The 19694-nt window shown below is 65.8% G+C and carries 17 protein-coding genes; 13 read left to right on the forward strand and 4 right to left on the reverse strand.

The window, feature by feature from the left end:
• Window positions 1-4: 4 nt before the first annotated feature.
• Together ACZ5YA_RS30790 and ACZ5YA_RS30795 are read right to left on the reverse strand one after the other, a co-directional pair.
• Window positions 5-865: an NAD-dependent epimerase/dehydratase family protein gene (locus ACZ5YA_RS30790; protein ID WP_464091668.1), complete on the reverse strand. Its 861-nt coding sequence runs from the start codon at window positions 863-865 to the stop codon at window positions 5-7.
• A gap of 75 nt (window positions 866-940) precedes the next feature.
• Window positions 941-2587: an electron transfer flavoprotein-ubiquinone oxidoreductase gene (locus ACZ5YA_RS30795; protein WP_464091669.1), complete on the reverse strand. Its 1647-nt coding sequence runs from the start codon at window positions 2585-2587 to the stop codon at window positions 941-943.
• A gap of 112 nt (window positions 2588-2699) precedes the next feature.
• Here ACZ5YA_RS30795 and ACZ5YA_RS30800 point away from each other — a divergent pair, with 112 nt between their 5' ends.
• The 3 genes from ACZ5YA_RS30800 to ACZ5YA_RS30810 all read left to right on the forward strand — a co-directional run bounded on the left by ACZ5YA_RS30800 (window position 2700) and on the right by ACZ5YA_RS30810 (window position 4697).
• Window positions 2700-3149: an acyl-CoA thioesterase gene (locus tag ACZ5YA_RS30800; RefSeq protein ID WP_059374708.1), complete on the forward strand. Its 450-nt coding sequence runs from the start codon at window positions 2700-2702 to the stop codon at window positions 3147-3149.
• Window positions 3150-3333: 184 nt separating this feature from the next.
• Window positions 3334-4032, forward strand: coding sequence for a CoA transferase subunit A (locus ACZ5YA_RS30805; protein WP_025137174.1), 699 nt, complete (start codon window positions 3334-3336; stop codon window positions 4030-4032).
• Between the two features lie 11 nt (window positions 4033-4043).
• Entirely contained in the window at window positions 4044-4697 is a 654-nt protein-coding gene (locus ACZ5YA_RS30810; RefSeq protein WP_054450695.1) for a CoA transferase subunit B, read from the forward strand.
• 44 nt (window positions 4698-4741) lie between these two features.
• Here ACZ5YA_RS30810 and ACZ5YA_RS30815 read toward each other — a convergent pair whose 3' ends face one another.
• Window positions 4742-5200, reverse strand: coding sequence for a GNAT family N-acetyltransferase (locus ACZ5YA_RS30815; protein ID WP_464091670.1), 459 nt, complete (start codon window positions 5198-5200; stop codon window positions 4742-4744).
• 190 nt (window positions 5201-5390) lie between these two features.
• Here ACZ5YA_RS30815 and ACZ5YA_RS30820 point away from each other — a divergent pair, with 190 nt between their 5' ends.
• From ACZ5YA_RS30820 to ACZ5YA_RS30860, 9 genes are all read left to right on the forward strand, one after another.
• Window positions 5391-6266 (forward strand): MurR/RpiR family transcriptional regulator, encoded by an 876-nt coding sequence (locus ACZ5YA_RS30820; RefSeq protein ID WP_059374704.1) that lies wholly within the window; start codon window positions 5391-5393, stop codon window positions 6264-6266.
• Complete coding sequence (locus tag ACZ5YA_RS30825; protein ID WP_059374702.1) at window positions 6263-7243, forward strand: isoaspartyl peptidase/L-asparaginase family protein; 981 nt, start codon at window positions 6263-6265, stop codon at window positions 7241-7243. Before ACZ5YA_RS30820 ends, ACZ5YA_RS30825 begins: the two co-directional genes overlap by 4 nt.
• A 44-nt stretch (window positions 7244-7287) precedes the next feature.
• The gene (locus ACZ5YA_RS30830) at window positions 7288-9168 is read left to right on the forward strand and encodes a dipeptide ABC transporter ATP-binding protein (protein ID WP_054450703.1); all 1881 of its coding nucleotides are present in this window, start codon (window positions 7288-7290) and stop codon (window positions 9166-9168) included.
• A gap of 67 nt (window positions 9169-9235) precedes the next feature.
• Window positions 9236-10789: a glutathione ABC transporter substrate-binding protein GsiB gene (gsiB, locus tag ACZ5YA_RS30835; RefSeq protein ID WP_059374697.1), complete on the forward strand. Its 1554-nt coding sequence runs from the start codon at window positions 9236-9238 to the stop codon at window positions 10787-10789.
• An 89-nt stretch (window positions 10790-10878) separates the two neighbouring features.
• Entirely contained in the window at window positions 10879-11799 is a 921-nt protein-coding gene (gsiC, locus tag ACZ5YA_RS30840) for a glutathione ABC transporter permease GsiC (RefSeq protein WP_013392281.1), read from the forward strand.
• Window positions 11800-11806: 7 nt separating this feature from the next.
• Entirely contained in the window at window positions 11807-12706 is a 900-nt protein-coding gene (gene gsiD / locus ACZ5YA_RS30845) for a glutathione ABC transporter permease GsiD (RefSeq protein WP_059374694.1), read from the forward strand.
• Between the two features lie 108 nt (window positions 12707-12814).
• Complete coding sequence (locus ACZ5YA_RS30850; RefSeq protein WP_464091671.1) at window positions 12815-13909, forward strand: DmpA family aminopeptidase; 1095 nt, start codon at window positions 12815-12817, stop codon at window positions 13907-13909.
• Window positions 13910-13929: 20 nt separating this feature from the next.
• Window positions 13930-14754, forward strand: coding sequence for a M55 family metallopeptidase (locus tag ACZ5YA_RS30855; RefSeq protein ID WP_464091672.1), 825 nt, complete (start codon window positions 13930-13932; stop codon window positions 14752-14754).
• 14 nt (window positions 14755-14768) lie between these two features.
• On the forward strand, window positions 14769-16559 hold the full coding sequence (locus tag ACZ5YA_RS30860) for an aminopeptidase P family protein (RefSeq protein WP_464091673.1): 1791 nt from the start codon (window positions 14769-14771) through the stop codon (window positions 16557-16559).
• A 72-nt stretch (window positions 16560-16631) separates the two neighbouring features.
• On the opposite strand, the gene ACZ5YA_RS30865 is transcribed toward ACZ5YA_RS30860, so the two are convergent.
• Window positions 16632-17633, reverse strand: coding sequence for a hypothetical protein (locus tag ACZ5YA_RS30865; protein ID WP_059374686.1), 1002 nt, complete (start codon window positions 17631-17633; stop codon window positions 16632-16634).
• A gap of 221 nt (window positions 17634-17854) precedes the next feature.
• On the opposite strand from ACZ5YA_RS30865, the gene ACZ5YA_RS30870 reads away from it, so the two are divergent.
• Window positions 17855-19507, forward strand: coding sequence for a CTP synthase (locus tag ACZ5YA_RS30870; RefSeq protein WP_054450715.1), 1653 nt, complete (start codon window positions 17855-17857; stop codon window positions 19505-19507).
• Window positions 19508-19694 lie beyond the last annotated feature (187 nt).

Below are 19694 nucleotides of genomic sequence, written 5' to 3' on the forward strand. Positions count from 1 at the left end.
CGAACTATGCCTGCGGCGCGTCCGGGTTGCCTGCCGCTGCCAGCAGCGCGGCATAGCCGAGCCGCGAGTCCGGCCATTGCAGGGCGAAGCCGCTGGCGCGCAGGCGGGCGTTGCTCAGCTTCTTGCTGCCGACGTTGGCCGGCGCCGCCGCCTCGCGCGGCGCAGGGGCGCCGATCAGCCTGGCGAGGTCGGCGTAGAGCTCGTGCAAGGGCAGCGGCGTATCGTCGCAGCCTATGTAGACGGGCGCGGCGTGGGGCAGCAGCGCCAGGTGGACCACGGCCGCAGCCGCGTCGTCGATGTGGATGCGGTTGGCCCAGTGTTGGGGAGAGGCCGGCGCGCCTGCCGCGCCTTGGCGCAGGCGTTCGATCAGTTGCAGGCGTCCGGGCCCATACAGCCCTGCCAGCCGCAAGGCGGTCGAGGGCAGGCCGCGGGCCGCCAACGCGGCTTCGGCTTCGAGCAGGATGCGGCCATTGCTGCCCAGCGGCGCGGGCGGCGTGTCTTCGTCGACCCAGCCGCCCTCGTGTTCGCCGTAGACCGCGCTGGATGAGACGAACACGATGCGCTTGAGCTGCGTGGCGTCCAGTGCGTCCAGCACGTGTTTCAGGCCATCGACGAATACCGCGCGATAGGCGGCGGCTTCGCGCGCGCCGGGCGCGGGCAGGTGGATGAGCCGGGTGACGCCATCGGGCAGGGCGGGCAGTCCGTCGGCGCGGGAAATGTCGCCCCGCAGCCAGCGGATGCCGTCCGCAGTTCCGGCCGGCGGATTGCGGCGCAGCGCGTAGACTTCGTCGCCGCGCGCGAGGAAGCGCCGGGCCGCGCGCTGACCCAGGTCGCCGCAGCCGATGAGGAGTACGCGTTCAGTCATGGATAGTCCTGCCTGTCGAAAAAAAAGGCGCCCCGCGGGGCGCCTGTGGTGGCCGGGCGCGGGCGTCCGGTAGCTTTACATGCCGCTGTAGACGGGCCCTTCGCCGCCTTGCGGGGCCACCCAGACGATGTTCTGGGTCGGGTCCTTGATGTCGCAGGTCTTGCAGTGCACGCAGTTCTGCGCGTTGATCTGCAGGCGGTCCTCGCCGTGGTCGTCCTTGACGAATTCGTACACGCCCGCCGGGCAGTAGCGCGATTCCGGGCCGCCGTACTTGGCCAGGTTGGCCTGCACCGGTATGGAGGGATCCTTGAGCGTCAGGTGGATGGGCTCGTTCTCGTCATGGTTGGTGTTCGAGATGAACACCGAGCTGAGCTTGTCGAAGGTGAGCTTGCCGTCGGGCTTGGGGTAGTCGATGCGCGCGCATTGCGATGCGGGCTGCAGACAGGCATGGTCGGGCTTGTTGTGGCGCAGGGTCCAGGGCATCTTGCCCTTGAGCAGCAGCTGTTCGACGCCGGTCATCACGGTGGCGACGGTGCGGCCCTTCTTGAACCACTGCTTGAAGTTGCGCGCCTTGTTCAGCTCCGCATGCAGCCAGGAAGCCTCGAAGGCCGCGGGGTAGGCGGCCAGCTCGTCCTGGCGGCGGTCGGCGAGCAGCGCGTCGAACGCGGCTTCGGCGGCCAGCTTGCCGGACTTGATGGCGGCGTGGCTGCCCTTGATGCGCGAGGCATTGAGGAAGCCGGCCTCGCAGCCGACCAGCACGCCGCCCGGGAAGGTCAGCTTGGGCAGGGCCAGCAGGCCGCCCGCGGTGATGGCGCGCGCGCCGTAGGCGATGCGCTTGCCGCCTTCGAAGGTGCCGCGGATGGCGGGGTGCGTCTTGTAGCGCTGGAATTCGTCGAACGGCGACAGCCAGGGGTTGGCGTAGTCGAGGCCAACGATCATGCCCACCGCCACCAGGTTGTTGTCCAGGTGATAAAGGAAGGAACCGCCGTAGGTGTCGGCGTCCAGCGGCCAGCCGGCGGTGTGGATCACCAGGCCGGGCTTGGATTGGGCCGGATCGACTTCCCACATTTCCTTGATGCCGATGCCGTAGGACTGAGGATTGCGGCCGTCGTCCAGCTTGTAGCGGTCGATCAGCTGGCGGCCCAGCTGGCCGCGCGCGCCTTCGGCGAACACGGTGTAGCGGGCGTGCAGTTCCATGCCGGGCTGGTAGTGGTCGGTGTGCGAGCCGTCGCGGGCCACGCCCATGTCGCCGGTGGCCACGCCGCGGACGGCGCCGTTCTCGTCGTACAGCACTTCCACGGCCGCGAAGCCCGGGAAGATGTCCACGCCCAGCGCCTCGGCCTGCTCGCCCATCCACTTCACCACGTCGCCCAGGCGGACGATGTAGTTGCCTTCGTTGTGGAAACAGGGCGGCAGCAGCCAGTTGGGCGTGGTGCGCGCGCCGGTTTCGGACAGGAACATGAACTTGTCATGCGTGACGGGCACGTTCAGCGGCGCGCCTTTTTCCTTCCAGTCGGGGATGAGCTCGGTCAGCGCCAGCGGGTCCATGACGGCGCCGGACAGGATGTGCGCACCCAGTTCCGCGCCCTTTTCAAGTACGCAGACGCCGATTTCCTGATTCTTCTCAGCGGCCAACTGCTTAAGACGGATAGCAGTGGCCAGGCCGGCGGGTCCACCGCCAACCACGACCACGTCATATTCCATCGACTCGCGTTCAGACATTGCAAAGCTCCCCGTATGTATTCCATATATGGCTGGAAGTATTATCGGCGATTGTATTGCAGGCGGAGGCCATGGTTGCCTTCGTATTTCTTTTAGCCATCAGGAGCAATTGGTGAACGCGGACAAAACCTCAGCGCGGATCCTGGCCGTGGGAGATATCCATCAAGTCGAACTGCCTTTGCGGTGGGGCGACTCGGACGCTCTGAACCATCTGAACAATGCGATGTATTTCCGCCTCATGGAAGAGGCCCGGATACAGATACTCTATGGCGCGGGTTTCGCGCTGCCCGCCGATCAGGGACTCATCCTGGCGCATGCGTCCTGCGATTTCCTGCGGCCGTTGACCTATCCGGCCAATGTGCTCGTGACGCACAAGCTCATGCGCATAGGCCGCTCCAGCGCGGAATTCGAATTGCTGCTGGAGAGGGCGGGCGACGAAGGCGGTCCTTATGCCCGCGCGCGCAACGTGCTAGTCTGGATGGACTATGTGGCCAATGCGTCCGCCCCGTGGCCGCATGAGGTGCTGGTCAAACTGGGCGCCATGTTCAAGCCCGGGGCTTGAATCGGCGCCGGCCAAAATAGCGCGTGCGTTGGCCGGCCATGCCGGTAAAATCAGCGCAAAATCAAAAAAGCAATAAGGGCGCGCCACCCTAGGCGCCAGCCGCACAGGACTCCGTACGGTGTTGCTGGGCCGGCGCCGGCAGCCGCGCCCTCTTCAAGTTCGACCTTAACTAGGAGTTGGAGCGATGGACAAGGTTTTTGCAAGCGCCCAGGAGGCGCTGGCAGGCATCGTCAAGGACGGCCAGATGATTGCCGTGGGCGGTTTCGGCCTTTGCGGCATTCCCGAGGCACTGATCGCCGCGCTGCGCGATTCGGGCGTGAAGGACCTCACTTGCATCAGCAATAACGCGGGCGTCGACGGCTTCGGCCTGGGCCAGCTGCTCAATACGCGCCAGGTCCGCAAGATGATTGCGTCCTACGTGGGCGAAAACAAGGAATTCGAGCGCCAGTATTTGTCGGGCGAACTCGAGCTGGAGTTCACGCCCCAGGGCACGCTGGCCGAGAAGCTGCGCGCCGGCGGCGCCGGCATCCCGGCCTTCTTCACCCGCACCGGCGTGGGCACCATCGTGGCCGACGGCAAGGAAATCCGCGAGTTCGACGGCCAACAATACGTGATGGAGCGTTCGCTGGTGCCGGACGTGTCGCTGGTCAAGGCGCACATCGCCGACCGCAGCGGCAACCTGGTGTTCCGCAAGACCGCCCGCAACTTCAATCCGAACGTCGCCATGGCGGGCAAGTTCACGGTGGTCGAAGTCGAGGAAATCGTTGATACCGGCAGCCTGGATCCCGATCAGATCCATCTGCCCGGCATCTATGTGCATCGGATCGTGCTGAATGCCACGCCCGAAAAGCGCATCGAACAACGCACCACTCGCCCGGCCTAAGGAGAACAGACATGGCATGGTCACGCGATGAAATGGCGGCACGCGCCGCGCGCGAGCTGCAAGACGGCTTTTATGTGAACCTGGGCATCGGCCTGCCGACCCTGGTGGCCAACCACGTGCCCAAGGGCATGGAAGTGTGGCTGCAATCCGAGAACGGCCTGCTGGGCATCGGCCCGTTCCCCACCGACGATGAAGTCGACGCCGACCTCATCAACGCAGGCAAGCAGACGGTCACGACCTTGCCCGGCTCCTCGATCTTCTCGTCGGCGGATTCGTTCGCGATGATCCGCGGCGGCAAGATCAACCTGGCCATTCTTGGCGCCATGCAGGTGTCCGAAAAGGGCGACCTGGCCAACTGGATGATCCCGGGCAAGATGGTCAAGGGCATGGGCGGCGCCATGGACCTGGTGGCGGGCGTTGGCCGCGTCGTGGTCCTGATGGAGCACGTGGCCAAGAAGAAGGACGGCACCGAGGACATCAAGCTGCTGTCCGAATGCAACCTGCCGCTGACGGGCGTGGGCGTGGTCGACCTGATCATCACCGACCTGGGCGTGATGGAAGTCACCGAAAACGGCCTCAAGCTGCTGGAAACGGCGCCGGGCGTGACGGTGGACGAGATCAAGTCCAAGACCCAGGCCAAGCTGGACGTGTCGGCAGTCAAGTAATCCTTGCGCCGCACCCACGAAAAACGCCCCTCCGGGGCGTTTTTTTATGCCGTTTCGTCGAGCCGCATTCCCACATGCGGGATGCCGTCCTCGATGTATTCCTCGGTGACCTGCACAAAGCCGTGGCCGCCGTAGTAGTTGCGCAAGCGGGCCTGGGCGCCCAGATACATGGCGCGGCCGGGCCAGCGCAGGCGTACTTCCTGCATCGCATGGCGGATCAGTTCGTGGCCCAGGCCTTGGCCGCGGGTCGAGGGGGCGGTGATGACGCGTCCGATCTCGATCTGGCCGTCCTTCAGCGACGGATCCAGGATGCGGCAATAGGCCGCGAGCTTGCCGTCCTGCCAGGCCATCAGGTGCGAGGTCTGCCCGATCAGATCCTTGCCGTCCATGTCCTGGAAGATGCAATTCTGTTCAATGACAAAGACTTCCGTGCGCAACTGCAGGATCGCGTAGATCTCGGTCACGGTCAGTTCCTGGTGCGGCTTGCAGATCCAATCGGGCATAGCGTCAATCCGGTGTGGCGGGGTGGGAGGCCATTAGGGCGGGCCTTAGCGTACCTCAAACCGACCCCGTTTTATTTGATGCACTGTTACATGTTTTCACGGGTATACCCTTAGTATGAAAATCTATTTTCTTCTCTAAAATTTGTTTGTAAACAGATTTACATAAACTCCCGCTACACCTCCCTCCTCGATGAACAAGGCTGCACTTACGATTGCTGACCGGATCGCCCGGGCCCAGCCCGCGCTGAGCCGTACTCAGCACAAGATGGCCGAGTACGTGCTGGCGCACCAGTTCCGCGCCGCCACCATGACCATCGATGAGTTCGCCGCGGCAGTGGGGGTATCGGTGGCGACGGCCAACCGGTTTGCGCGCGCCCTGGACCTGCCGGGCTATCCGCAGTTCCGCGCCGAACTCGCGCGCGGCTTCGAGGCGGCGCTGGAGCCGGTGGAAAAGCTGCGCACCGAACTGGCGCATTCCGCCAGCGCCGTGCAGATCTTCGCCGCCACGCTGGAAGAAGACATCCGCAACGCCCAGCGCAACCTGCAGTCGCTGGACGCCGCCGCCTGCGAGCAGGCAGTGGAGGCCATCCTGGCCGCCGACCGCGTTTTCATCATCGGTTTCGGCGCCAGCGGCTTCCTGGCCGGCCTGTTGCAGCGCGGCCTGTGCATGCATCTGCATTCCGTCGAATCGCTGGCCGGTCCCGGCGGCGTGTCGCACGCGGCGCGCCAGATGGCGCGGATGACGTCCAAGGACCTGGTGATCGCGATCGGCTTTCCCCGCTATCTGGCCGACACGGTGACGCTGGCCGGAGCCGCCAAGCAGGCCGGCGTGCCCGTGCTGGTGCTGACCGACAAGCCCACCTCGCCGCTGGCGCCCACGGCTTCCGTGCTGCTGTATGCGTATTCCGCGCGCCAGCTGATTCCCAATTCCGAAACCGCTGCCCTGGGGCTGATCGAAGCCCTGTCGGCCGCGGTGGCCTATCGGGCCAAGAATTCCGTCGCGGCCGCCGCTGGGGTAACCCAGTCCGTCATGCCGTGGCTCATCCATGGAGTAGGTAAACGATGATTCAACCCGTGATCGCGATTCACGGTGGCGCCGGCGCGATGTCCCGCGCGGCCATGTCGCCCGAGAAAGAACAGGAGTACCTGAGCGCGCTGGAATCCATCCTGACCGCCGGCCAGGCCGTGCTGGCCCGGGGCGGCAGCGCCCTGGACGCCGTGACCGAAGCCGTCCGTCTGCTGGAAGACTGTCCGCTGTTCAACGCCGGCCATGGCGCCGTGTTCACCAGCGCCGCCACCCACGAGCTGGACGCCGCCATCATGGACGGCGCCACGCTGCGCTCGGGCGCGATCGCCGGCGTGCACCGCGTGCGCAACCCGGTATTCGCCGCGCGCAAGGTCATGGAAAACAGCAAGCACGTGTTCTTCGTGGGCGAGGGCGCCGAAGCCTTCGCCAAGGAAGAAGGCGTGGAACTGGTCGATCCTTCCTACTTCTCCACCGAAGCCCGCCGCGAACAGCTGCTGCGCGTGCAACGCGAAACGCCGGAAGCGGCGGTGCTGGACCACGACGGCCAGGCGCTGGTCGCGCGCGGCCAGCCGGCGCCGGCCGATCCGCTGGACTCGGACAAGAAGTTCGGCACGGTGGGCGCGGTGGCGGTGGACGCCCAGGGCAACCTGGCCGCGGCCACTTCGACCGGCGGCATCACCAACAAGCAGGTCGGCCGCGTGGGCGACGCGCCGCTGATCGGCGCCGGCACCTATGCCAGCAACAAGACCTGCGCGGTGTCCACCACGGGTACGGGCGAAATGTTCATCCGCATGGTCGCCGCCTATGACGTGGCGGCCCAGATGGAATATTGCGGCGCGTCGCTGGAAGCGGCCGCCGACCGCGTCGTGCATGAAAAGCTGCCCACCATCGAGGGCAAGGGCGGCCTGGTGGCTGTCGACGCCCAGGGCAATGTGGCCTTGCCGTTCAACACGGAAGGCATGTATCGGGGTTACGCCCGCGTCGGCGAGAAGCCGGTCACCGCTATCTACCGATAAGCGGCGGCGGGTTCGTTTTTTCAGTATTTGGGGAATCAAAAGAGATGGTTGATCGCGCAAACAGCCTGGCGCTGCCGGAAAACCGCGTGGTCCAGGTCGACGACCTGACAGTGCGCTTCGTGGGATCGGAGCGCACGGTCGAAGCCGTGCGCAATCTGTCGTTCCATGTGGACCGGGGCGAGACCCTGGCCATCGTGGGCGAATCGGGTTCGGGCAAATCGGTGACGTCCCTGGCGCTCATGCGTCTGGTGGAGCACGGCGGCGGGCGCATCGCCCAGGGCAGCATGGCCCTGCGGCGGCGCAACGGTTCCGTGATCGACCTGGTCGGATCCAGCCAACGCGAAATGCGCAGTGTGCGCGGCGCGGATATGGCCATGATCTTCCAGGAGCCGATGACCTCCCTGAACCCGGTCTTCACCGCCGGCGACCAGATCGCCGAATCGATCCGCCAGCACCAGGGCAAGGACGCCGCGGCCGCGCGCGCCGAGGCGCTGCGCATGCTGGAACAGGTCCGCATTCCGGAAGCCAAGTCGGTGCTGGACCGCTACCCGCACCAACTGTCGGGCGGCATGCGCCAGCGCGTGATGATCGCGATGGCGCTGGCCTGCAAGCCGGCGCTGCTGATCGCCGACGAACCCACCACCGCGCTGGACGTCACCATCCAGGCGCAGATCCTGCAGCTCATCCGTCAGTTGCAGGAAGAAATGCACATGGGCGTGGTGTTCATCACCCACGACATGGGCGTGGTCGCCGAAGTGGCCGACCGCGTGCTGGTCATGTACCGCGGCGACAAGGTCGAGGAAGGCCCGTCCGAGCAGGTATTCGCCTCGCCGCAGCACCGCTACACCAAGGCGCTGCTGTCGGCCGTGCCGAAGCTGGGCGCCATGCAGGGCACGGACCTGCCCGCGCGCTTCCCGCTGCTGCAGGCCGAAGGCCAGGCGCAGCCCGAGGCCGCTCCCGTCAGCGCGCCCGCCGCGCCGGACGCCAAGCGCGAGCCCATCCTGAGCGTGCGCAAGCTGGTCACGCGCTTCGATCTGCGCGGCGGCATCATGAGCCGCGTGCAGCGCCGCGTGCATGCCGTGGAGCAGGTCAGCTTCGACCTGTTCCCCGGAGAAACGCTGTCGCTGGTGGGCGAATCCGGTTGCGGCAAGTCCACCACCGGCCGTTCGCTGCTGCGCCTGGTCGATAGCCAGGGCGGTGAAATCCGCTTCGGCGGCCGGGACATCGTGCGCCTGAAGAACACCGAACTGCAGTCCCTGCGCCGCGACATCCAGTTCGTGTTCCAGGACCCGTTCGCCTCGCTCGATCCGCGCGTGACGGTCGGCTTCTCCATCATGGAGCCGCTGCTGGTGCACGGTGTGGCCCGTGGCCGCGATGCCGAGCGCCGCGTGGCCGAGCTGCTGGAGCGCGTGGGCCTTCCCGCCGAAATGGCGCAGCGCTATCCGCACGAATTCTCGGGCGGCCAGCGCCAGCGCATCTGCATTGCGCGCGCCCTGGCCCTGAACCCCAAGGTCGTGATCGCGGACGAATCCGTGTCGGCGCTGGACGTGTCGATCCAGGCGCAGATCGTGAACCTGCTGATCGACCTGCAGCGCGACATGGGCATTTCCTTCCTGTTCATTTCGCATGACATGGCCGTGGTCGAGCGCGTCAGCCACCGCGTCGCCGTCATGTACCTGGGCCAGATCGTGGAGATCGGTCCGCGCCGCGCCATTTTCGAGAATCCGCAGCACCCTTACACCAAGAAGCTGATGTCCGCCGTGCCGATCGCCGATCCGGCCCGCCGCCACATGAAGCGCACGCTGTTGTCCGACGAAATCCCCAGCCCTATCCGCAAGCTCGGCGACGAGCCGGTGGTGCAGCCGCTGGTGCAGGTCGGAACGGATCACTTCGTCGCCCGGCATCCGGTCGGCGGAGCGTATTGAGTCAGTCGTCGTAATTGTTTTTCTTCCACCAAACCCCCTAATTCCTTTTTTGGAACCAGGAGTTGCAATGATGAAAGTTCTGCGCCCCACCAAACTGATGGCCGCCGCTGCGCTGGCCTTCGGCGTGATCGCGTCGCCGCTGGCGCATGCCGCCAAGGACGTGACGTTCGCCGTCTCCATCGCGCTGGAAACGCTCGATCCGTACAACACCAACAGCACGCTGAACCAGGCGGCCGGCAAGGCCTACTACGAAGGCCTGTTCGAATTCGACAAGGACCTGAAGATCCAGAAGGTTCTGGCCACCGACTACACCGTCAGCGAAGACGGCCTGGTCTACACCTTCAAGCTGCGTCCCGGCGTGAAGTTCCATGACGGCACCGATTTCAACGCCGAAGCCGTCAAGATCAACTTCGACCGTCCGGCCAATCCGGACAACCGCCTGTCGCGCTACATCCAGTTCAGCGTCATCGACAAGACCGAAGTGGTCGACCCGATGACCGTCAAGATCACGCTGAAGAAGCCGTTCTCGGCCTTCATCAACGCGTTGGCCCACCCGGCCGCCATGATGATCTCGCCCGCCGCGCTGGCCAAGTACGGCAAGGAAATCGGCTTCCACCCCGTGGGCACCGGTCCCTTCGAATTCGTCGAATGGAAGCCGGCCGAATACCTGAAGGTCAAGAAGTTCGACGGCTACTGGAAGAAGGGCTACCCCAAGGTCGACACCCTGACCTTCCGTACCGTGACGGACAACAACACCCGCGCCGCCGTGGTGCAGACGGGTGAAGCGCAGTTCGCCTTCCCGGTGCCGTTCGAGCAAGCCGCCGTGCTGAAGAAGAACGACAAGCTGGACGTGGTCGATCACCAGAACTCGATCATGGCGCGCTACCTGTCGATGAACACGCAGCAAAAGCCATTCGACAACGTCAAGGTGCGTGAAGCCATCAACTACGCCATCAACAAGGAAGCCCTGGCCAAGGTCGCTTTCTCGGGCTATGCCACCATCGTCGACGGCGTCGTGCCGCAAGGCGTGGACTACGCGTACAAGACCGGCCCGTGGCCGTACGACATCAAGAAGGCCAAGGCCCTGCTGGCCGAAGCCGGCTACCCCAACGGCTTCGAAAGCCAGCTGTGGTCCGCCTATAACGACGGCACCTCGGTGAAGGTGGTGCAGTTCCTGCAGCAGCAACTGGCGCAAGTCGGCATCAAGGTGTCGGTCGAAGTGCTGGAATCGGGCCAGCGCGTGCAGCGCGTCCAACAGGTGCAGAAGCCTGAAGACGCCAAGGTCCGCATGTACTACGCCGGCTGGTCGTCCTCGACCGGCGAAGCCGACTGGGGCCTGCGTCCGCTGCTGACCACCGCCGCGTTCCCGCCGGTGCTCAACAACGTGTCGTACTACTCGAACAAGTCGGTGGACGACGGCATCCAGCAAGCCCTGGCCACGACCGACCGCGCCAAGAAGACCGAGATCTACAAGAACGTTCAGGAAACCATCTGGAAGGACGCCCCGTGGGCCTTCCTGGTGACCCAGAACAACCTGTACGTGAAGTCGAAGAACCTGTCGGGCGTGTACGTTGAGCCGGACACCTCGTTCTGGTTCGGCGACATCGATCTGAAGCAGTAAATCTGGCAGTAACTCTCGGGGCCTAGTCGCCCCTGTAAGGCCACATACGGCGGGGGCGCGGTGTCCCCGCCGATGTTGCAGGAATTTCAATGCTGACCTACATCGTCAAACGTCTTTTGGGCATGATCCCCACGCTGCTGCTGGTGGCCGTGGTCGTGTTCCTGTTTGTGCACATGCTTCCGGGCGACCCGGCGCGACTGGCCGCGGGCCAGGAGGCCGACCAGCAAACCGTCGAGCTCGTGCGCAAGGAACTGGGACTGGATCTGCCCCTGCCGCAGCAGTTCGTGCGCTACTTCAGCCACATGCTGCAAGGCGACCTGGGTACCTCCTTGCGTACCAAGCGCCCCGTCTCGACCGAAATCGCCGACCGTTTCATGCCTACCTTGTGGCTCACGCTCGCCAGCATGGTGTGGTCAGTGACCTTCGGCATGATCATCGGGATCGTGTCGGCGGTATGGCGCAATCGCTGGCCCGACCGTCTCGGCATGACGCTGGCGGTGTCCGGCATCTCGTTCCCCGCGTTCGCGCTGGGCATGATGCTGATGCAGGTCTTCTCCGTGAACCTGGGCTGGCTGCCTACCGTGGGCGCCTCGACCTGGCAACACTACATACTTCCGTCCATCACGCTGGGCGCCGCCGTGGCGGCCGTGATGGCGCGCTTTACCCGGGCTTCCTTCGTGGAAGTCATCCAGGAAGACTTCGTGCGGACCGCCCGCGCCAAGGGCCTGACCGAGCGCCGCGTCGTCATCAAGCATGCGCTGCGCAATGCGCTGATTCCCGTCGTCACGATGATGGGCCTGCAGTTCGGCTTCCTGCTGGGCGGCTCCATCGTGGTCGAGACCGTGTTCAACTGGCCTGGCCTCGGCCGCCTGCTGGTGGACGCCGTGACCCAGCGCGACTATCCGGTGATCCAGGGCCTGGTGCTGCTGTTCTCGCTGGAATTCATCCTGATCAACCTGATTGTCGACGTGCTCTATGGCGTCATCAATCCCAGCATCCGTTACAAGTGAGGCGGCCATGAGCAATACGACACCCGCCACGACCATCGCCGCCGTTCCCAAGAACGACGTGCGCACGCCGGCCACCGAGTTCTGGCGCAAATTCAAGAAGCAGAAGCTCGCCGTCGGCGCGGGCCTCTTCGTCCTGCTGCTCGTCGTCGTCGCGGTTTTCGCGCCGTGGATCGTGCCGTTCGATCCGGAGAACTTCTTCGACTACGACGCCCTGAACGCCGGGCCTTCCGCGACCCACTGGCTGGGCGTGGACTCGCTGGGCCGGGACATCTTCAGCCGCATCATCATGGGCGCGCGCATCTCCTTGGCCGCGGGCTTCCTGTCGGTCGCCATGGGCGCCATCGTCGGCACCTTCATGGGCCTGATGGCGGGCTACTACGAAGGCTGGTGGGAACGCATCACGATGCGTATCTCCGACGTGCTGCTGGCGTTCCCCGGCATGCTGCTGGCCATCGGCGTGGTTGCCATCCTGGGTTCCAGCATGGTCAACGTGATCGTGGCCGTGGCCGTGTTCAGCGTGCCGGCGTTTGCCCGCCTGGTGCGCGGCAACACGCTGTCGATCAAGCAGATGACCTATGTCGAAGCGGTAAAGAGCGTGGGCGCGTCCGACTGGACCATCATCATGCGCCACATCCTGCCCGGCACGATCTCGCCGATCGTGGTGTACGGCACGATGCGTATCGGCACTTCGATCATCACCGCGGCCAGCCTGTCGTTCCTGGGCATGGGCGCTTCGCCTCCCACGCCGGAGTGGGGCGCGATGCTGAACGAAGCGCGCGCCGACATGGTGATCGCGCCGCACGTGGCGATCTTCCCGGCGCTGGCGATCTTCTTCACGGTGCTTGCGTTCAACCTGCTGGGCGACGGCCTGCGCGACGCGCTCGATCCCAAGATCGACCGCAAGTAATCCTGCCGCCGGTCCTCCCTGAAGGGCCGGCGTGGAGGGCGAATCTTTGCGCCGTCGCCCCAGGGCGGCGGCGTTTTACATTCAGGAGCGTGGCGACACGTAGCGAACATGGACAAACAAGCGCTGGACATCCCCCGCATCGGCATATTGCCATCGGGACCGCTGGATTCGATCTGCGACGTGGGCGAGGTCTCGGTTGGCCACCGCACGCTGGCCGAAGGCCCGCTGCAGACCGGCGTGACCGTGGTGCTTCCGCATGGCGGCGATCCCTATCTGGACAAGGTGCCGGCCGCCGCCACCGTGCTGAACGGCTTCGGCAAGAGCACTGGCCTGGTCCAGGTGCAGGAACTGGGCGTGCTGGAAACGCCCATCGGCCTGACCAACACGTTTGGCGTGGGCACGGTGGCCAATGCGCAGATCCGCGCGGCGGTCGCGGCGAACCCTGGCATTGGCCGCGGCATGGCTACCGTCAATCCGCTGGTCTTCGAATGCAACGATGGCTATCTGAACGATATCCAGGCGCTGGCGGTGCAGGAATCGCATTACGCCGAGGCGCTGGCCGCCGCGGACAAGCGGTTCGAGCAGGGCGCAGTCGGCGCCGGCCGGGGCATGTCGTGTTTTTCGTTCAAGGGCGGCATCGGCTCCGCGTCGCGCGTGGCCTCCATCCAGGCGGGACCGCAGTACACCGTAGGCGCGCTGGTGCTGGCGAACTTCGGCCGCCTGCCCAACCTGACCGTGGCGGGCCGGCCCTTCGGCCGACGGCTGGCGCAGCAGCTGGACAGCGGCCTGGCGCAGGCGGGCGAGAACGCCGCCATCGTGCCCGAGAAGGGTTCCATCATCCTGCTGCTGGCTACCGACGCGCCGCTGGACTCGCGCCAGTTGCGCCGCCTGTCGCTGCGGGCAGGGGCAGGGCTGGCCCGCACCGGTTCGGTGTACGGCCATGGCAGCGGCGATATCGCGCTGGCGTTTTCCACGGCCTATACGGTGCCGCAACTGCCCGAGCAGCCCATGCCGGCGGTGGCGATGCTGCACGAGGCCCGCATCGATCCCTTGTTCGAGGCGGCCGCCGAAGCCTGCGAACAGGCCATCATTTCCGCGCTGTGGCATGCCGAAGGCGTGACGGGGCGCGACGGCAACCACCGCGCCGCGATCCGCGACGCGGCGCCGCAGTGGCGCCAGTGGCTGTCCGAAACCGAATTCTGAAATCCTCCGAGGCTGATTCCATGAAGATCCTGATTTCCACCGACATCGAAGGCGTTGCTGGCGTCTTCCATTCCGAACAAGTCCGCGCCGGCAACGGCGAATACGAGCGCGCCCGCGCCTGGATGACCGCCGAGGCCAACGCGGCCGTGCAAGGCGCGATCGCCGGCGGCGCCGAAGATATCCTGGTCAACGATTCGCATGGCGGCTTTCGCAACCTGCTGCCCGACGGCCTGGACGAGCGCGCACGCCTGGTGCTGGGCAAGCCGCGCTACCTCGGCATGATGGGCGGCCTGGAAGAGGGCTGCGACGCGGTCTTCATGATCGGCTACCACTCGCGCTCGCAAGGCCGCGGCATCCTGGCCCACACCATCAACAGCTTCGCCTTTGCGCGCGTGTTCATCAACGGCATGGAGCTGGGCGAGGCCGGCCTGTACGGCGCGCTGGCGGGCGAGATGGGCGTGCCCGTCATCCTGGGCACCGGCGACGATGCCTTCATCGCGGAGACCCGCGATACCTTCCCGGGCGCCGAATGGGTGCAGACCAAGGTGGCCCATGGGCAGGGCAGCGGCGTGACCCTGTCGCCTGCTGCATCGCGCCGCGCGATTGCGTCCGCCGCCGAAACCGCCGTGCGCAATTTGAAGAAAGGGGGAGTGGTTCCTTTCCGCATTCCCGCCCCTATAGAATGCCGGTTGCAGACGCAGAGCTCGGCCCTGGCCGACCTGTTCTGCATGTGGCCCACGCTGGAACGCGTGGACGGCGTGACCTTGCGATTCACCACGGATAGCATGCAGTCCGCCGTCCGCACGCTGAACAGCCTGGCCGCCATGTCTTTCATGTTGCGCTAAGGATCCCATCCCCCATGTCTAGCACCGACGCCCGTATCGCCCAATTGCGGCAGGCCATGAGCCGCCGCGGCCTGTCCGCCTATGTCGTTCCGTCCTCGGACCCGCACCTGTCCGAATACCTGCCCGCGCGCTGGCAGGGACGGCGCTGGCTGTCCGGCTTCACGGGCTCGGTCGGCACGCTGGTGGTCACGGCCGATTTCGCCGGCCTGTGGGTGGACAGCCGCTATTGGGTACAGGCCGAAGCCCAGTTGGCCGGCACCTGCGTGCAGCTGATGAAGATCGCGCTGGCCACGACGCCGGGCCATGTGGACTGGCTGGCGGCCAATGCCAAGGCGGGCGAGGTCATCGGGGTGGACGGACAGGTGCTGGGCCTGGGCGCGTTCCGTGCCCTGTCGGCGGCCGCGGCCTCGGCCGGCGCCGTCCTGGAAATCCGCGAGGATCTGCTGGACGACGTCTGGGCGGACCGTGCCGGACTGCCCGGCGCCGCCATCTATGAACACGTGGCGCCCGAAGCCTGCGTGACCCGCGCAGACAAGCTGGCGCAGGTGCGCGGCGCCATGCGCACGCATGGCGCCGACGTGCATTTCATCAGCACGCTGGACGACATCGCCTGGCTCTTCAACCTGCGCGGCGCGGACGTGGACTACAACCCGGTTTTCGTCGGCCACGCGCTGGTCGGGCTGGACCATGCCACGCTGTTCGTGGCCGAGGGCAAGATCGACGACGCCCTGCGCGCCGTGCTCGCGGCCGATGGCGTGGAAGTGGCCGCCTATGCCCAGGCGGCCGATGCCCTGGCCTCGCTGGAACTCGATCAGAAGTTGCTGATCGATCCGGCCCGCGTGACCTGCGGCGTGTTCCATGCGATGGACCCCGCCGTGCCGCGCGTCGAAGCCATCAATCCGTCCACGCTGCTGAAGTCCCGCAAGACCGATGCCGAGCTGGCGAACGTGCGCCAGGCCATGGCGCAGGACGGCGCGGCGCTCTGTGAGTTCTTCGCCTGGTTCGAAGGCGCGCTGGGCAATGAAACCATCACCGAACTGACCATCGACGAGCAGATCACCGCTGCCCGCGCGCGCCGGCCGGCCTATGTCTGCCCCAGCTTCGCCACCATCGCCGGCTTCAACGCCAACGGCGCGATGCCGCACTACCGCGCCACCCAGGAATCGCACGCCACCATCGAAGGCGACGGCCTGCTGCTGATCGACTCGGGCGGCCAGTACCTGGGCGGCACGACCGACATCACCCGCGTGGTCGCGGTGGGCACGCCCAGCGCCGACCAGAAGGTGGACTTCACGCTGGTGCTCAAGGGCATGATCGCGCTGTCGCGCGCCTCGTTCCCGCGCGGCACGCCTTCGCCCATGCTGGACGCCATCGCGCGCGCGCCCATCTGGGAAGGCGGGGCGGAATACGGCCATGGCACGGGCCATGGCGTGGGTTACTTCCTGAACGTGCACGAAGGCCCGCAGGTCATTTCCTACCGCGCCGTTCCGGGCCCGCATACCGCCATGGAGCCCGGCATGATCACCTCCAACGAGCCGGGCATCTACCGCCCGGGTCGCTGGGGCGTGCGCATCGAGAACCTGGTCGCCAATCGCGCCTGGCTGACCTCGGAATTGGGCGAATTCCTGTGCTTCGAAACGCTGACGCTGTGCCCGATCGACACGCGCTGCATCGAACCGTCGCTGATGCGCGCCGACGAAATCGCCTGGCTCAACGACTATCACAAGACGGTGCACGAACGCCTGTCGCCGCTGGTCGAAGGCGAGGCGCTGGCCTGGCTGGAGCGCCGCACCGCCGCGATCTGAACCGCTGCGTGAGTGCATGAAAAAAGGCCGCGGGCGCAATGCCCGCGGCCTTTTGCTTTGCGCGAAATCAGGTCAGCTTGCGGGCGTGGCAGCCTTGGCGCCGGGATACAGCGCGAGCCTGCCGATCAGGCAGCCCAAGGCCAGCAGCGCGCCATAGGCCAGCAGCGTCAGGCCGGCGGCCGCATGGGATTCCGCGGCGCGCATCAGTTGCCCCCAGGTCATCGCCCGGACGGCCAGGAATCCCAAACCTATGCCCAGCGCCTGCGCCAGCCAGAAGGCGATGGAGCCGTGGGCGACGGCCCGCCCGAATCGGGCCGCGCCGATCGGGCGCGGCAGGACGTTCAGGCAGACCAGGGTGCATAGACCCAGCAGGGCCGCGGGCAGGACCAGATAGCCCAGCGCGTACGCCGTCCAGCCAGCGCCCTGAGCCTGCATCTGCAGGAAGCCGCCCAACGAGATCGAAACGGTCAGTTGCCAGACCAGCACGGTCAGCCCGGTTGTCCAGGCGGCATGGCGCCGTTCATAGGCCGGGCCGCCGGCCGGGCCTGCGGGCTGCACGGTCCAGGCGGCAATGCGCACGATGACGCAGATGCCGATGATCTCCAGCACGATGCTCACGAGCTTGGTGATGGTGTTCAGGGCCAGAAACTGGCCGATCATGCCGAAGCCGAGCCGTTCCTGCAGCACGTCGCGATGGTCCATGACGAAGCGCATCAGCGTGTTTTGCAGGAAGGCGATGCCGGCCGCCACCGCCAGGGTGTAAAGCAGAAACAGCGCGATGAAGGTGCCGAACAGCTTGCGCGGCTCGGTCACCGCCTGGGTGTCATGGCGCGCCAGCCAGCCTCGCATCGCTCCCCAGGCGGTCAGTCCGGCGATCACCGCGCCCGCGACGATATGGGCCAGCAGCGGCGCCAGGAACTGCGGCTGGCTGTACATCTCCCGCATTTGCTCGAACTGGGGCAGGGCCAGCAGGCTGTACGACTGGACCAGCGCCGAGTAAGCCAGGCGCAGGAAAACGGCGGTCAGCGCAAGACGCCAGGCGAGCGAGTAGGAGGATCGGGCGGGATCGGTCATCGGCGAAAGGATGGAATGTTGAGAAAAAACAGCAAGCAGAAAAATAGGGATCGAACATAGCACGGCGCTGCGCCGCGCCACACAAGGCGATGGCCCTTGCGCCGATTCGAGTGCTGCCAAATGTTACGCCCCGGAGCTAGGGGAAAACCCAAATAAGCTCCGCCTCCCGGCTATAATCCAAATTTCCCGCACGCGCCCGCTCGTCCCGGGTGCTCATTACGATGACCAAATACGTATTTGTCACCGGCGGTGTGGTGTCTTCCCTGGGCAAAGGCATCGCCGCTGCGTCGCTCGCCGCCATCCTCGAGTCGCGTGGCCTGCAAGTCACCATGCTGAAGCTCGACCCGTACATCAACGTCGATCCGGGCACCATGAGCCCGTTCCAGCATGGCGAGGTGTTCGTCACGGAAGACGGCGCCGAAACCGACCTGGACCTTGGCCACTACGAGCGTTTCATTTCGGCTCGCATGCACAAGGTGAACAACTTCACCACCGGCCAGATCTACGAATCGGTACTCCGCAAGGAGCGCCGCGGCGACTACCTGGGCAAGACCGTCCAGGTCATTCCGCACATCACCAACGAAATCCAGGACTTCATCGCCCGTGGCGCCGAAGCCGCCTGGAACGGCAACACCGACGTCGCGATCGTCGAGATCGGCGGCACCGTGGGTGACATCGAGTCCCTGCCGTTCCTGGAAGCCGCGCGCCAGATGAGCCTGCGCATGGGCCGCAACAACGCCGCCTTCGTGCACCTGACGCTGGTGCCCTTCATCGCGTCGGCCGGCGAGCTCAAGACCAAGCCGACCCAGCACTCGGTGCAGAAGCTGCGCGAAATCGGCATCTACCCGAACGCGCTGCTGTGCCGCGCCGACCGCCGCATCCCGGACGACGAGCGCGCCAAGATCTCGATGTTCTCCAACGTGCCCCTGGACGCGGTCATCTCCGTCTGGGACGCCGATTCGATCTACAAGATCCCGGCGATGCTGCATGCGCAGGGCGTGGACAACATCGTCTGCGAAGCGCTGGGCCTGACCCCGCCGCCGGCCGACCTGTCCATGTGGGACAACCTGGTCGAAGCGCTGGAGCACCCGCAGCACCAGCTCACCATCGGCATGGTCGGCAAGTACGTCGACCTGACCGAGTCGTACAAGTCGCTGACGGAAGCCCTGGTACACGCCGGCATCCACACGCGCTCGAAGATCAACATCGAGTACATCGACTCCGAAGACATCGAAACCCGCGGCACCGACCAGCTCAAGCACCTGGATGCCATCTTGGTTCCGGGCGGCTTCGGCAAGCGCGGCACCGAAGGCAAGATCGCCGCGATCCGCTACGCTCGTGAAAACGGCGTGCCGTACCTGGGCATCTGCCTGGGCATGCAGCTGGCCGTGATCGAGTTCGCGCGCCACGTCGCCGGCCTGGGCGGCGCCAACAGCACGGAATTCGATCCGTCCGCGCCGCATCCCGTGGTGGCCCTGATCACCGAATGGATGGACCGCGAAGGCAAGGTCGAAAAGCGCAACCAGTCGTCCGACCTGGGCGGCACCATGCGCAAGGGCGCGCAGCGCGTGCCGATCAAGCCGGGCACCCGCGCGCAGTCGATCTACGGCGACGAAGTGAACGAGCGTCACCGCCATCGCTACGAGGTCAACAACGTCTACGTGCCGCGCCTGGAAGAAGCCGGCATGGTGATCAGCGCCCGCACGCCGACCGAGAACCTGCCGGAAATGATGGAATTGCCCGACCACCCGTGGTTCGTGGGCGTGCAGTTCCACCCGGAGTTCACGTCGACCCCGCGTGACGGCCACCCGTTGTTCGCCAGCTATATCCGCGCCGCCATCGAGCAGAAGGCTCGTCGCGGTCAGGAGGCGTAATGCGCGTCTGCGGTCTGGAGTTCCGTAAGCGGATCTTCGGGACCGCGGGCCGCCGCCTCAGCGCCGCCCTATACGGCGGCGCTTCTTTCGGATACAACCAATTAGCATCGGATATGCGTCGCCCGGCCGCCTTGCGCGACACTGGCGGCGTCGCCGTATCCGGCGTCAGACCGAAACCAACGCAACT

The sequence above is a fragment of the Achromobacter sp. JCM 18799 genome, assembly GCF_055395645.1.